At 61.8% G+C, this 14343-nt stretch carries 12 protein-coding genes; 6 read left to right on the forward strand and 6 right to left on the reverse strand.

Annotation, left to right across the window (positions count from 1 at the left end):
* Nucleotides 1–170: 170 nt before the first annotated feature.
* On the reverse strand, nucleotides 171–1154 hold the full coding sequence (locus SBA_RS13825) for a patatin-like phospholipase family protein (protein WP_261934850.1): 984 nt from the start codon (nucleotides 1152–1154) through the stop codon (nucleotides 171–173).
* A 117-nt stretch (nucleotides 1155–1271) separates the two neighbouring features.
* Between SBA_RS13825 and SBA_RS25295 the strand changes: the two genes are divergently transcribed.
* Both SBA_RS25295 and SBA_RS13835 read left to right on the forward strand, forming a co-directional pair.
* Nucleotides 1272–1910 (forward strand): alpha/beta fold hydrolase, encoded by a 639-nt coding sequence (locus SBA_RS25295; RefSeq protein ID WP_390902336.1) that lies wholly within the window; start codon nucleotides 1272–1274, stop codon nucleotides 1908–1910.
* Nucleotides 1817–2143 carry an alpha/beta fold hydrolase gene (locus tag SBA_RS13835; protein ID WP_261934852.1) on the forward strand — a complete coding sequence of 109 codons (327 nt, stop codon included), beginning with the start codon at nucleotides 1817–1819 and terminating at the stop codon, nucleotides 2141–2143. Before SBA_RS25295 ends, SBA_RS13835 begins: the two co-directional genes overlap by 94 nt.
* Nucleotides 2144–2511: 368 nt before the next feature.
* Here the strand turns inward: SBA_RS13835 and SBA_RS13840 are convergent, their stop codons facing one another.
* The 5 genes from SBA_RS13840 to SBA_RS13860 all read right to left on the reverse strand — a co-directional run bounded on the left by SBA_RS13840 (nucleotide 2512) and on the right by SBA_RS13860 (nucleotide 11870).
* On the reverse strand, nucleotides 2512–3141 hold the full coding sequence (locus SBA_RS13840) for a hypothetical protein (protein WP_197716433.1): 630 nt from the start codon (nucleotides 3139–3141) through the stop codon (nucleotides 2512–2514).
* Between the two features lie 41 nt (nucleotides 3142–3182).
* Nucleotides 3183–4373: a DUF932 domain-containing protein gene (locus tag SBA_RS13845; RefSeq protein WP_120249879.1), complete on the reverse strand. Its 1191-nt coding sequence runs from the start codon at nucleotides 4371–4373 to the stop codon at nucleotides 3183–3185.
* Between the two features lie 116 nt (nucleotides 4374–4489).
* Nucleotides 4490–8821, reverse strand: a complete 4332-nt coding sequence (locus SBA_RS13850) for a strawberry notch-like NTP hydrolase domain-containing protein (protein ID WP_449325377.1) — start codon at nucleotides 8819–8821, stop codon at nucleotides 4490–4492.
* 122 nt (nucleotides 8822–8943) lie between these two features.
* Nucleotides 8944–11004: a ParB/RepB/Spo0J family partition protein gene (locus SBA_RS13855; protein ID WP_261934854.1), complete on the reverse strand. Its 2061-nt coding sequence runs from the start codon at nucleotides 11002–11004 to the stop codon at nucleotides 8944–8946.
* Nucleotides 10983–11870 carry a DUF7146 domain-containing protein gene (locus SBA_RS13860; RefSeq protein ID WP_170271997.1) on the reverse strand — a complete coding sequence of 296 codons (888 nt, stop codon included), beginning with the start codon at nucleotides 11868–11870 and terminating at the stop codon, nucleotides 10983–10985. Before SBA_RS13860 ends, SBA_RS13855 begins: the two co-directional genes overlap by 22 nt.
* Nucleotides 11871–12271: 401 nt before the next feature.
* On the opposite strand from SBA_RS13860, the gene SBA_RS13865 reads away from it, so the two are divergent.
* From SBA_RS13865 to SBA_RS13880, 4 genes are read left to right on the forward strand one after another with little or no spacing between them, the layout of a single operon-like run.
* On the forward strand, nucleotides 12272–12853 hold the full coding sequence (locus SBA_RS13865) for a helix-turn-helix domain-containing protein (RefSeq protein WP_261934855.1): 582 nt from the start codon (nucleotides 12272–12274) through the stop codon (nucleotides 12851–12853).
* A 24-nt stretch (nucleotides 12854–12877) separates the two neighbouring features.
* The gene (locus SBA_RS13870) at nucleotides 12878–13267 is read left to right on the forward strand and encodes a hypothetical protein (protein ID WP_261934856.1); all 390 of its coding nucleotides are present in this window, start codon (nucleotides 12878–12880) and stop codon (nucleotides 13265–13267) included.
* A gap of 53 nt (nucleotides 13268–13320) precedes the next feature.
* A complete protein-coding gene (locus tag SBA_RS13875) occupies nucleotides 13321–13761 on the forward strand; it encodes a hypothetical protein (RefSeq protein ID WP_197716432.1) in 441 nt (146 codons plus the stop codon).
* Nucleotides 13704–14330, forward strand: coding sequence for a JAB domain-containing protein (locus SBA_RS13880; protein ID WP_197716431.1), 627 nt, complete (start codon nucleotides 13704–13706; stop codon nucleotides 14328–14330). Before SBA_RS13875 ends, SBA_RS13880 begins: the two co-directional genes overlap by 58 nt.
* Nucleotides 14331–14343: the final 13 nt, after the last annotated feature.

Here is a 14343-nt window from a genome sequence, read left to right on the forward strand (position 1 = left end):
CCTTTGCTGAGAGGCGCTGTTCGTGCCGGCTCTCACCTCAACCTGATGTTGATCATTCACAGCCCGGCCCGGCTAGCCGGCGATTGGAGCCATCGACCTGTTCACAGGAGCGAGCCGGTTCTGGTCGATGGGCGCGAGCACGTTCAGGCCGGGCCGTCCGAGCGGAAAGCCTAGCGTTGAGACCTGGCGCGATGCCCGGTCAACGTGTCGAAACCGGCTTGCCAGAGTCGCGCTGCCGACTCAGGCGAGAAGTCAAATGTCTTGAGGCTGACCTCGTCGCTCTGATCGGCATATGCAAGGTACAAGAGGGTGACCGAGGCGCCGTCCCCTTGCTTTGAGCGCTGCGCGAAAAGCGCTTGCCATGCCGCGATCGCCCTGCGGCACTGTGTCGCAAACATGAGGTCCTGCGCGCGGGTGAATATCTCGCCGAGGGTTTTCGGGCGCTGGGCAAGCAACGGCAGGAGGTTGATGGCAATGCACAGCAGCGGCTTGTCCTGCGGCTGCGCCATCACCGAGTCCAGCGGCAGGTTGATGGAAATTCCGGCGTCACCAAGCAGCCGTCCGCCGATCTCGACCGGCGGATAAACCGGGAGCAACGCGGCACTGGCTCGGATATGCTCGGGCGTTATCGCAGTGGCCGCGCTGTCGAACACCACATCCTCACCGGTCTCAATGTCGACCGCCGTCGCGAAAAAACGCGTGTCGCCCAGGTTGATACGATCGAAATCGACGAGCTGGCGGAGCGTCGCCTCGAGCGGAAGCGCGTCGTAGAGGCTCGATGGCTCGGGATCGCTGGAGGGGTTGAGCCACAGTCCATACAGCGCACGCGGGCTGAACAATCTTGGCTGCCGGAAGGTAAGCGATGCAACGGCCGATTGCATGCGCCGAGGTTCTTCCAGCGGCTGTAGGTCGAAGGAAGAGCTGACGCTGGCGGGACGCCACAACATCTCGAGCGCGGCTTTGGTCCTGTCCGGCTGATTGCCGGCGATGATCGCGCCATTGACCGCGCCAACCGACGCACCAGCGACCCAGTCCGGCGGCAGGCCATGATCTTTGAGCGCGCACGATGCGCCGGCTTGGAAGGCGCCGAGTGCATTACCGCCGCTCAGCACGAGCGCGAGGCAATGCTCGGAGAATGGGAAAGTCATGTTCATCTGAACGCCAACGCCCGACCGTCCCGATAGTCAAGGCGAGCACGTCAGGTCTTCCATAAAACTGACTGATCCATGTGAATGGCAGGAACGGCGGCATCCGCCCGCGGTTGACTCGGGATGGCGCCCTCCTCACTGCTCAAACCCGGCTGGCGGGAATCTCGCCGAACTGGTGATGGCGTTGACCTGCACGTTGTCGAAGCCGGACAGGACGGCGCGCCGCTCGTGGTTCTGCTCCACGGTTTTCCGGAATTCTGCTGGGCTTGGCGCAACCAGATCTCGCCGCTCGCCGACGCTGGCTACCATGTGATCGTCCCGGACCTGCGGGGCTATAATTCGAGCGACGCGCCAGATGGCGTCGAGCATTACCGGCTTGATCTCCTCGTCGCCGATGTCCTCACCTTGGCTAACGGCTACGGCGCGGAACGCTTCGAAATCGTCGGGCATGATTTGGGAGCGCTCATCACTTGGTGGGTGGCGGCATATCATTCTGAGCGTCTCGCTCATGCCGTGATGATGGATGGGCCACACGCCGATGTCTGGCGCAGGCAGATGCTGAAACATCCCACGCAAGCGCTGCGCAGCTCGTATGTCGCTGCATTTCAGATCCCCAGGGTTCCGGAGGCGATGCTGGGGCGCTCGACTTCGCGGCTCTGCGCGCGATCATGCAGGGAAGTGCGCATAGCGACACGTTCGAGCCCGGGGCTCTCGATCACTATGCCGAGGCTTGGCGACGCGGCTCGTTGGCAGCCATGCTGAACTACTATCGGGCTTTGCGTCACCGAAAGAAAAGCGAAACCCCGCGCATCCGTGTTCCAAGCCTGATCGTTTGGGGAAGCGAGGACTGCTTCCTTGAACGGCATGTCATGGAGGCCGGACTCGATCTCTGCGCCGACGGCCACTTCGTCGCAATCGACGGCGCGACGCACTGGCTTCATCTCGAGCAGCCTGACCGAGTCAATTTCGAAATTGTGAGTTTTTTCGGCCGCTAGCAGTCACCTCGTCTTTATGCCCGAGCGTTCTACATGGTCTCCAACAATGTCGCCATCCCTGGCACCTCGGGCATCGAGCTCTTGCAGAAGTTCTCACCTGCACCGATGATATGCCGCAGCCTTGCAAAGGCAGCTTCTTCGCCGCCGCGGACACCCAGACTATAACCGTGGGCGTATAGTCCGAACGCAATTGCGGCCATGTCCGGAGATGCGTCTCCGGGAATGAGGTCGAGGAAATTCTCCTCTTCGGCCTCAGCTCCAGCATGCAGGAGTGAGCATCGAGACGAGTCAACGCGACGAGCGCAGGCCAGTTGAGTTCAGCAAGATGCGCGTTGAAGCGATGTACATATGCCGCATCTGGTATCAAACTAGGCATGATCATCTCCTCCACTGGGAAGGCGGCCCACGCGATTCGCCGATGATCGCCGTGCCACAGCTTCGATCCATTCGGCGCGAGCGTCCTCGACAGTGTGGGTGAGCGCGTGATCGACGCAGAACAGGTGGAACATACTATCGAAGGCTAATTCCGGATAGGACAGCGCGTCGGCCAAGGCGGCGGTGAAGCGATCGAAGGGTGTGAGATCACCCGCCGGTACCCATCGAGCCAGATCATCGCTCTCCGCGTTGCAAAGGTCGCAGAACGTGCAGTCGTAGACGCCGGAGATCGCCCAGGCCTGCCGCTGGACGTCCCATCTTGCGCTGGCGTCGCACGCGAGCATGTCGCAACCGCAGTCCCTGCAGACAGGTTTGAGGCCGCCGGTGGGCGATGTCGGATCGGGTTCGTCGGGAAAGCTCGGAACGAAACTGAAGCTGTAGGCGAGATCCGGGATCCGCAGGTCGAAATAGGTCGAGGCCTCAGCTGCGAGATAAGCAGCGGTCCAGACGTCCGCTCCGTCCTCGATATGAAAAGAAATGGTGCCGGAGTCGAAGAGGTCGCCCCCACTGAAAAAGTCGACATCAATCCGATAGGCGCGCGTCGTGGTGGTCATGTGAGCCATGACAAATCTCCTTGAATTTTGGTCGGATGGTGCAGGCTCGCTCAGCGCGCGCGTTCGAGCAGCTTGCGGGCCTTGCCTTCGAGTTCCAGGCGTCCGTCCTGATGCGGGCGGCTGCGTGCGAGGGCGGTGATACCCTGAACGAAATCATAAACCGAAGCCGGAGGATGCCCCTCTTCAGCCAGGACCGTCGCAATCACCTTGGCAGTCTCGGCCTTGGAAAAGCCTTCCTTGCGCAGGAAGCTTTCCCGGTCCCCGTCCTTGCGCGCGACGATGGCTGAGCGCGCCGCCGATATCCCGTCGATAAACGAGCGAGGCGAACTCTCGGCGAAGTGCGCGAGCGCTGGCGCCGCCTCATGGGCGAAGCGGTTCGCCGCGAACTTGGAGTGCCGAATATTCACTTCCTGGAAGTTTTCGACGCCCCACAAATTGCGGTTCTGACAGACCGCACGGAGGTAGAAAGTGGCTATCCCCAGTGACTTGGAGCCGACCTCTGAGTTCCAGCAATAAAATCCGCGAAAATAGAGATCCGGCTCGCCATTGGGCAATCGGCCGGCCTCGATCGGGTTGAGATCGTCGACCAGGAATAGGAACACATCCCTGTCCGAAGCATAAAGGGTGGTCGTGTCGCTCGTCACATCGACACAGGGGTTGTAGGTCATCGAACCCCAATCGAGCACGCCCGGCACCTTCCACCTTGTGTCGCCCGTGCCATTGCCCGCGATTTTCATCACTGCGGCGACCAGCTCATGATCCCAGATGCGACCATAGTCCGGTCCAGTGACCGCCCGCAGCTCAGCGCGACCCTCGTGCGTCTGAAGCAGTTTCACATGCTCGGCCGGATGGCGGATGAGGCCATGCTGGAGGTTGATGCCGGCGAGCGCGCCCGGAAGTTGCCGCAGATAGGAGGCCGGGGCGCCCACCAGACTGCACAGCTGCCCGAACGACCAGTTGGTAGGCGCAACTGGCGCGCTGTCACCGGGAACAACGAGCGAAAGTCGCTCGGGCTCGTCGCTACGGGCTTCGACACGTACCGTCCGGCTCTCGATGATCCGCGTCGTCGCCCGCTCGGCGCGCGAGCGCACACTGGCATAGAGATCGTCCAGCGAGAGGTAACGCTCATCCTGGGGGCGATTAAACCATTCGGACGAGACGCGAGAAATATTGGTCCCGCGGGATATATCGACGCGATAGGGCTGCGCCTGCTGGCGCGGGGCAGGAGATAGTGCGTTCATGGAAGCCTCCGGAGGTAGGAGAGTTGGCGATCCCGCGCAGCTTCCAGCCGCGCTTCGCCGCCGCCCTTCCCCGCCCCCCCCCTTTCCTTCTGCTCGCCTGACTGGTCATCGCGCCCTCAGGCGGCCTTCGCGCCGGCAAGCCGTCTCCATTGCTCCCCCGTGCGCATGATCTGGTCGAGGATGGCCTCGGCACGGTCAGTGGGCACAAACAGCCTCGTCTTGTAATTGATGATCTCAGTGAAACAGCCGATCGACTTCAGCCAATCCCGTCGTGCGGCAGGGAAATCGCGAATTTCGAGCCGTCGCGCATCGTTCACATGGACCTGCATCAGTCGTGCAGTATCCATGCCGACGATCGGAACCCCTTGCCGCCCTCTGGCGCCAGCGATCATCTCCGCTGGGCTCAGCACAGTGGACGTGTCTACACCGAACGCACGGGCGAGTTTCTCTAGTCCGTAGGGCGAAATGATGCGTCCGAGCAGCGAGTTGCCTTCCGCGTCAGTAACCCGCCAGACCCGCATATCGTCATCAGGAAGGCGGTCCCAGACCGGAAGCAGGAGGCCGGTTGCCATACTGATCGTTTCAACGTCGAGCTTCGATCGGGTTTCTTCAACCTCTATGTCCCAGAGGCGTTCGAACTCCTCCTTTTCTACAGGAGACCAGAGGCTCTCCTGAAGGACGGTATCGCGGATGCGGTCGCGGCCTGTTGGCCGAACGAGCTGCCACATGGTGATCGGGTTGCCGTCATTGTCCATGCTGCTCCAGCTTGGCACCTGGAGTGCAACGCGCCCCGACCGGCCGTTGCGCAGCCGAATGACTTCGACACCGCCATAGTCAAGTTCCAGCTGGGCGAGGCTGAGGGCACGCTTGCGAAAATGCAGTTCAATGCGGCTGAGCCGAGTCTCGGCGCCCGTCACAGGATCACGCCGCAGGACCTGCTCGTCGAGGAGAGCCATGCGCTCTGCCTGCATGGTTTCGACGCCGACATCGAGCGTCCCGGCCTCCCGGGCCGCATCGATGCGCGCCTGGATCAGGGCCATATATTCTTCGAAGATCGCATTCTGGGTCTTTATCCGCAGAGCCAGCAGGCGATTGAGCCATCGCTGGATAGGCGGGAGATCATCGAGCAGACCGCCGCTTTCCTTGTCCAGGAGACGCAGGCCCGTCATGTCGATGAAGGCGGCAAGGGTAGTGCTTGTGAGCTTGCCACGGTAGAGAAGATGGTACCACTGGATGAGCGCATCGCGGGCATAATTGCTTTCGAGATTGTCCGAGGGGTCGAACATATTCTGTCCGCCTGTCTGTCGCTGTCCACGGGTCAGCGCCCCCAGGCTGTCGAGCCGCCGCGCAATGGTGCTGATGAAGCGACGCTCGCCCCGGCAATCCGTGGTCACTGGCCTGAAGACGGGCGCACTGGCCTGATTGGTGCGGTTGGAGCGACCAAGACCCTGGATGGCGTTTGCCGCGCGCCATCCAGGCTCCAGCAGGAAATGTATCCGCCGACGCCCGGCTGATTTGCAGTTGCGGTCGGCATGGTAGCTCCGGCCCGTGCCGCCGGCGTCGGAGAATACCAGTATCTGCTTGGCCCCGGACATGAAGGCTTCAGCCTCAACGATGTTGCTTCGACCGCCCCGGCTTTCGACACGCTGGCGGCCATTTGCGTCGACAATGAGCCGCCGGGTTCGTCCGGTCACTTCCGCCACGGCGTCGGTGCCGAAATGCCGGATGATTTCATCGAGCGCCGAGCCAATTGGCGGCAGGGCACAAAGCGCCTCGATCATCTCGTCACGCATGGCGAGCGCCGCCTGGCAGAAGACCGGGTTGCCAGCCTCGTCGACCATCAGTTCGGAGCGTTCCGCATCGTCGCTCCCCTTGATGATCTGCATCATGCGGACCGGAAAGGCCGTCCTGAGGTAATCGATCATCGCCTCCCAAGGCGATAGTTCGATATCGAGGTTGGCGCGCTCCTCGGCAGACAGGCTTGCGAGCCGTCGCCCCAGCATGGCTTCGGCCGTCGTCACGAGCTGGATAATCGCATGATTGCCCGCATCAAGCTCGCGGGTCACGGCGTCGATCAGGCTCGGCACCTTCATGGCGATCAGCAATTGCGCGAAGAAGCGCTGCTTGGCGCTCTCAAAGCGCGAGAGCGCAGAACCCTTGGCCTGGGCATTGAGCGCCTTGTCCTCCATCCGGTCGACGATGTTGGTGAGCGCGAGCACCTCATCGAGATTGCGATGGATGACGGCCCATCCATCGGCATAGGCATTATAGGTCTTGATCTGGGCGGCGGTCAGCGGATGAACGAGCGGATCATATTCAACGCCGCGAAATGTCAGTGCGCGCGCCATGTAGAGACCGAGAGCTTTCAAATCGCGCGCGACGATTTCCATTGCTGCGATCCCGCCCTTCTCGATGCCTCTCATGAAGGCCGCACGATCATCGAACGACGTGCCCGCCCCCCAAAGGCCAAGGCGGATCGCGTAGCAAAGATTGGCGGGATCGGTGGCGCCGGTCGCCGAAATGTAGAGGATGCGGGCGCGTGGGCGCAGGTTCTGAAGGCGAACGCCGGCCAAACCCTGCTCCGACCCCTTCTGGGTTCCGAACTTGGTTTCGGTGCCTGCGGCGTTGGCCATTTCGTGCGCTTCGTCAAAGCAGATGACCCCCTCGAAATCATCTTCGAGCCAGGCCAGCAGCTGCGAAAGGCGGGAGGCAGCGTCGTGGCGCTGGGACCGCAGCGTTGCATAGGTCAGGAAGATGATGCCGCTTTCCATCGTGATCGGCGCCCCAAATGGAATGGCGTCCAGCGGCTGGATGTCGATCGGCAGGCCGCCTAGCGCCGCCCAGTCCCGGCGCGCATCCTCGATCAGCGCGGCGCTCTTGGAAATCCATACCGCCTTGCGGCGACCTCGGCTCCACTGGTCCAGGATACAGGCTGCGACCTGCTGCCCTTTGCCGACGCCAGTGCCATCGCCGATGAAAAAGCCCATGCGATAGGCGCACCCCGCACTGTCGGGCATGAGCATCGTGCCAGCTTCATTGGGCGCATGGAGTCCGGGCAGATCGCGCTCGAACGCCTGTCCCGCGTAGACAAGGGTTTCAAGCTGGGCGTCCGACATAGCGGTGACGGCGCAGCGGGGCAGCATGGGGACATAGGTCGGCGCGGGAGGAAGGATCGAGGACATCGCAATCGACTCGACCAACTGGTCGGGATGCGGCTTTCCGCCCGGAATATCCATGCGGGAGAGACGCCAGGGCACATAGATGCCGATCTGCTCGTCGGCGGGCCGCGGCGTTTCGCGAACAGCGTAAGCGAGCGGTTCTACCGTCGTATCCACCGCGACGGCAGCGCGCGGTTTGAGCTTGGGGCCAATTGTTGTTGAAGGCGACGCCATCAGCGGCGCACCGGTTCTGACAGGCATTCGCACCGGAATTCGTGCTTTAGTCGTTCCTGCCGGCTCGCGCGGCGCGCTATCGTGCGATCCCAGCCTTGGCGGCGTCGAAAGAATATGCGGCAGGGCCGATTTTATGTCTGGCACGCAAATCCGTTCTGGCGCGCCGGTCCAGCCTTTATCGTAGATCATCAGGCGGACCGATACGCTGGTGCCGTGCTTTGCGAACGGCCGGCCCTGGATCGTGATTTCCACGCGCGGCGGGACGAGGTCAGCGACAGCCCGGTAGCCTTTCTGCCCGCTTCCATCATGGGCAAATGCCGGCGACATGATCGCAACGCATCGGCCGCTGGGCGCTAGGCGCGCAAGGGCGGAACGAAGATGCCGGGCACCGGCATGAGCGTCGCGTCCCCGCTGTTCGCTGCGGGCGAAAGGTGGGTTGATAAGCACGACATTGGGCCGCACGCCTGTTGGCAAAAGGTCGTCGATGAACTCGGCATCGTGACAGCTGACTTCGGCACCAAGCGCCTGCTCAAGCAGCCCGGCTCGCACGGGATCGCGTTCGTTCAGGAAAAGGCCCGCGCCCGCCAGTTGCGCGAATATGGCCAGAAGCCCGGTACCAGCAGAAGGTTCAAGGACCTGATCGTCGGCCCCGATCGCGGCAGCGCGAGCGGCGAGATAAGCCAATGGCAAGGGTGTCGAGAATTGCTGCATATCGACCTGACGCTCCGATCGGACCGACTGGGTGGGCAGGCGTTCGGTTCGAGCCAGCAGGTCATCAAGGACGGCTTCGGGCGATGCCTCGTTCAGCGGAACGCGCATAAGCGCCAAGGCCTGAGCAGCCTCCAGCGCGTCGAATGCCTCGCGCAGCGACCAGGCGCCCGTCGCGTCGCCGGCGCCGAAATAGGTGGTCATCAGACGGGTGAGGCGGTGTCGGTTGATGGGCTGGCCACTCACTATGAGTTCGCACAGGTCCTTGGCGACCGAAGCGAGGGTCCAGATTTTTTGATCGAGTGGCCCGGTTCCAGCGGTAATGGCGGCAAAGAGATCAGAGGTCATGGCAAGCTCCAGATGCCCGCAGCCAAGCAGCTGCAGGCGAGATTGTCGGGCGGCAGGGCCTGCTCGACTTCGATGTTCGGAAAATTTGGGCGAGGCGCGCATGCAGCCCCGCCCACGGTCGTTCAGGCAGCTTCGGGCAAGTCGCTCTGCTGATCAGCGGACGCGGGCTCGCCGCTGGGGGACTGCGCCTCGCCTTCCTGGGAAGCGAGATCCTCAGGTGGACCAAAGCGCATCGCGTCGGGTAGCCACTGCATCGCCCGATCCTTGATATCGGCCTCGACGATGATCTGGCCGCCGAAGAGCTTTTCGGCAGAAAGCGCGAGATCATGCTTCTTCGAACCGCTGTACCTGCTGCGCAGTTCGGCTCCGCCAACCTCGTGGAAATGGTCCAGGATCGTTGGCTTGGCTACCCGATCGAAATAGCGTCGAGCGGTCGGACGCCACCATTGCGCAACATCGATGTCGAGCTTGGTGCCGAGGTGGTCGATGAGCAAGGCCGAACGCTCACCTGCGGGCACCGCGTGGAGGGTTCTGGCGACCGCCCAGCCAAGCCAGGCCGCCCGCGCCGTATCGGCGAGGGCGCAGAAGGCGTCGTAGCGTTCGCAGATCCCGCCTGCATCAATCCAGCTGCGGTCGAGGCCCGCTTGCAATTCATCCCAGCTTTCCGCTGCGGGCGTGTCGCTCTCGAAATTGCCGACGCGCGAACTGGGCACGGTGGCGCGCAGATCGCTCGGCATGTCGTAGCGATAGGCGACCGCCGCGTCGGCCATGATGAACGCGCCGAGATCGAGGGCAAAATTGGGATCGCTCGCGACATGGACCCGAAGAATTTCCGTCTTCATGAGAGCCAGTTCTTCCGCCAGCTTCTGGCTTATCGGCGACCTTCCGGAAGCCTCATCAACGGCCTCATCGGCGCTTTCATCCTGCTCCTGGGATTGGGTATCGACATCCTCATCGACCTCGGGTTCAGGCTGCGGGATCGCATAGATTTGTTCGTGGAGACGCGGGGTGCCGTCATCGCCGATCACGAGATAGGCCAGGGAGGCGGCCTTCTGGTCGGCACCCAAAACCGGCGGGCGCTCGGTCAATCCCTGATATTCCGCTTCCAGCGCCTCGATCCGTTGGATCTCTTCGTCGGAATAGCCATCTTCATCGGCATTCTCGGCGATCGTCTCCAGCTCGACCTCGATCGCGCGCTGGCGCTCTTCCTCGTCGGGGGTCAGTTCGACCGGTTCGCCTTCGACAGGATCGAGGCCGATGGTTTCCATATAGGGGACACGGATGTGGCAGACGACCCGCAGTTCGCCGAAGCCCTCGCTTGATCTGAGCTCCGCGGCCGCCGCTTCCAGGCGTTCCTGCGCCAGCGTTTCGACTATGCCGCTGTCGATCCAGTTCTCGCTCGCATTATCGGAGAAGAGATCGCCGTCGATCCTGCCACCGGCGGCAAGGTAGGCGTCGCGCCCGATAAGCAGGGCCTTGGGATCATTACCGCGATAGAGGCCGGAGAGCAGGCGGCGACGGATTTCCGCGCAGTTCGTGGCATAGTAGCCGTCGGCAAGTTCTTCGAAGACGGCTGCCTGGCGGGCGGTGTCGGTGATGCTGCCATAGGCCTTCGCTACGTCGAGCGTGATGGTGCCATCAGCGAGGGCGTCAAAGACGGGGTCCGCAAGCCCAGCAAGCCTAAGACGCCCCAGTACGAAACGCTCGGTGAGCCCAAAACGTATGGCAACGTCCGCCGGGCTCTTCTTCTCGGTCTCGATGATCGTCTGAAATGCTCGGCATTCCTCGGCCGGCGACATGTTCAATCGATTGAAATTTTCCACGAGGCTGATTTCTGCCGCATCGTTCCGATTGCTCAGCAGCTTCACCGTCACCGGGTAATCGGCTGGCAGCTTGCCCTCTTCGATCAGCGCCTTGAGCTGCGTGAGACGGCGACCGCCGCCGGTGATCTGATATTCACCCTTCCTTCGCGCCACCGGCAGGCCGATCAGGTTCTGGATGATCCCCCGTGCAAGGATGCTGGCCTTGAGTTCGCTATCGGCCACAGGGTCAGTCCGCCTGCGGACATTGGAAGGTGCGATCGAGAGCTTGGAAGCGGGAACCTGGATGTCGGGCAGAGCCTGGGACATGAGCTTTCTCCTGTTCGCGGGCGCCCTGACCATCAGGCCGCATTCCGCTCCCATCCCAACCTCACCTTCCCTCCTGCCCGCAGCATGTCATTCCAGTCGTTGAACGGCACTGCCGGCCAAAGGACAATTATCTCGCGTTCCGGAAGCGCGTAGCTTCGCAAAGCTTTGGTTACGGCCCGCCTGCCCGCACGGTCGTTATCGGCGAGAAGAACCAGGCGCTTGATGCGGGACGGAATCTCGATCCGATCAAACCGCTCGGCGCCCAGACTCGCCCAGACCGGAATGGAGAGAAGCAAGGACGCCGAGAGGGCATTTTCCACCCCTTCTGCCAGTCCCAACGTCTCCATCGGTTCGAACAACTGCACGGCATCCCGATATAGAGGACCCAGCGCGCGCTTCGTCCGGCTGAGCAAAGCCGGCCGGCCATTGGGTTGCAGGAATATCCGTTGCACGGCTGTCATACGGCGCGGCTGCCCCACAGCGACAAGCAACGCGGGCAACCGGCGAACCGGTCGACCTTGACCCAGGGGTGTGGCCGGGTGGTAGCGCATGAGATCATGGATCGCCGGGACTGCCCGGTTACGTAGATAGCGCTCCGCCGGGGTGCCGCTGACAGGTCGTCCTTCGCGCCAGAGACGAGCGGCATATCGCCGCATGTCGGCAGCAGGCGGGAAACGCTCGGCCTTTCGGCTCTCCCCTTCAGGTACAACGAGCTTTTCACGTCTCAGCGCCGCCAGAATTTCGGTAATTGTGCAGCCGGCAAAACATTTGAACAGAAGAGCGCTCCGACCGCACCTTACGGACAGGCTCGGCGTGCGATCCTCGTGAGCCGGGCATTGGCACATGCCCCGCCCGTTGGACCAGACGCCCCCGAGTCGCCGGACAATATGTTCTCCGGCTGCTGCCATGTCAGCGCTCATGGCAAACTCCGCGCGTCAGCCGTCAGGATGTTCGCGTCACCGGGAGAACGTTGCCGAGAAATGGGCCAACCTACGGGACGTGATTGCTGTGAAGGCTCAACATGCTTTCGGCCGAGCCAATCGGCCTGCGAGAGGATGGCTTGAAGGCAGTTTGACAGGCCGGTGGCGAAAAGGCTGTTGAACATGGAGGATATCCTGAGATTAATATGAAGCCGACCTCTTCCCCCCCCTCCCCTCCTGTTCGATCCCAGGCGGTACCCCGGTGGCACTACGCCATTCGATATAAGAGCGTTGCTTTTGCGTGTCAGTTTGATGACACTCCCGGCTTACGAAACGGATCGGCCACCTCGCCTGGCTCTCCCGGCTATGGTCGCCGACGCATACAAGGGTCGGGTCGCACCGTGACAAGCAACATTTTGCCTCCCGAGTTGGAGAAATATCGCACAGCCGTCGAGTCGCTGACCCAGCGTCAGCGGCAATGCATGGCGCATGTTGCCCGAGGGCTGACATCGAAGCGCATTGGAGGAAAACTCGGTATCCGCTCCGGAACAGTCGACAAGCATATCGAGAACGCCCGGAATATCCTTGGTGAAATGGACCGGTTTGATGCGGCGCAGATTATCCTCGCGTTCGAGGAACCTGGTCTGAACATCCCCGCCGACACCCAATTTCTACTACCCTCCCAATCGTTGGGAATAGATTTCGGAGGTATGATCGCGGCAACTGTCCCTGCTGATCACGAAGCAGATGGGCATCCGCACGATGATGGGCAGCTTGTTGAGGAGCAGGGAAGCTACACGCTCGAACGCCTCACGACGTCCTTCATCGGCTGGGTCCCGCTCCGCTCAGGCTGGAGACCGAGTAATGACCTAGACCAATCAAAAGCCATCGTTACCGCAGCGGCATTGGGCGCCCTGGCGCTCCTGCTTGCCGGCGCGGCCATATCGCTTCTTACGGTCATGGACAGTCTAGCCCACCCGTAAGGCCACCATTTGACAATCAACTTCATGAACCATGCATTCCTGTGGAATGCGGGAGGAGACTTCATGCCCAGACAACGTCAGATTATCGCCCATTCGATCGCGCAGCGGCTGCATGCTGCGGAGGAAGCTATTGACCTTGCGGCGGCCCGTATCGCCGAACTCAATGCCGCACTGCCCCTTGCTCGTCTTGAGGGGCGCCTTGGAGCAGCGATCGGGCAGGACGCATTTGCATCCTCCGCCACGGCCATCATGCTGGTGGCCAAGACGCGGGCAGAGCTCGTCGCGACCCATGACCAGCTCAAGCGCGTGAGTGACGACATCGGTCTTGGCGAGCAGGCCTATGGCGATGTCTTCAAGGTCGCAACTGGCCAAAGCCAGCAGCAGCCTCTCGCGCACCATCTACGCGCCGCCTGAGCGACGAGTGTCAAGCGCTTGACTGGGAATGAGATTTCCATTTCGAAGTCGATATGACCAGACAAATGTTATTCGTCGGACTTTTGGTCCTAAGCTCGATCTATGGGTTCGCAAAGGGTGGCCGGCCCGAGCAGATCGGGGCGGCAACCTTTGTGAGCGGCGTCCTCGCCAGCATAGCGCTTGCCCATCCCGTTGCCTTCCGGTTCCAGGGTGTCGAGCACGGCATGCTCTTTGTCGACACGGCCATGTTGGGTGTTTTCCTATGGCTTTCTTTCAAAAGCACGCGATTTTGGCCGCTCTGGGTTTCGGGAATGCTGGTGGCGGAACTTTCGGTGCACGCAATGCGCGTCGCTGTGCCGGCGGTGGTGCCAAAAGCCTATATGGATGCCGTGGCGCTCTGGAGTTGGATTGCCCAGATCATCCTGATTGCCGCGACTTGGCGACACCAGCGGCGGCTCGTCCGGGCGGGTGTCGACAAATCCTGGAAGATCTGATCGGCCTGGGGACACCCGATCGTGCGCGAGAATTATCAGACCGGCTTCTCGAACGATTTGGATCGTTCCCCGAGGCCCTCAATGCCACGGAGGGCGAGCGCATCAAAGCCGTCGGCGGCGATGATCTGGAGGGCCTGTTTTCATCGGTTCGAACGGCTATCCACCACGTCCTGCGAGATCGCCTTTTGCGTGGAGCCGTGCTGGCCGATGAGCGCGCCGTCCTTGACTATCTGAGGGGCGTGATGGCGTTCGCCCCGCAAGAGCAGTTTAGGGTGCTCTATCTCAATGCAGGCAATGAGCTTTTATGCGATGAGGTGGCCAGCATCGGCTCTGTTTCTACCGTTCATATTTACCCACGCGAAGTGCTCAAGCGATGTCTTGAGCTTGGCGCGACCGCCATCATCGTCGCGCACAATCATCCATCTGGTCGTCTAGTCGCCTCCCGGAGCGACAGGGTCATGACCCGCAACCTCGTCGAGGCGGCCAAGGCGCTGGGCGTCGCAGTGCACGACCATATCCTTGTCGCCCGGGAGGGCAGCCTGAGCTTTCGTAGAAAAGGATTTTTGTAGGCAGGCGCCCGCC

Origin of the sequence: Sphingomonas bisphenolicum (assembly GCF_024349785.1) — a bacterium.
Taxonomy (GTDB): domain Bacteria; phylum Pseudomonadota; class Alphaproteobacteria; order Sphingomonadales; family Sphingomonadaceae; genus Sphingobium; species Sphingobium bisphenolicum.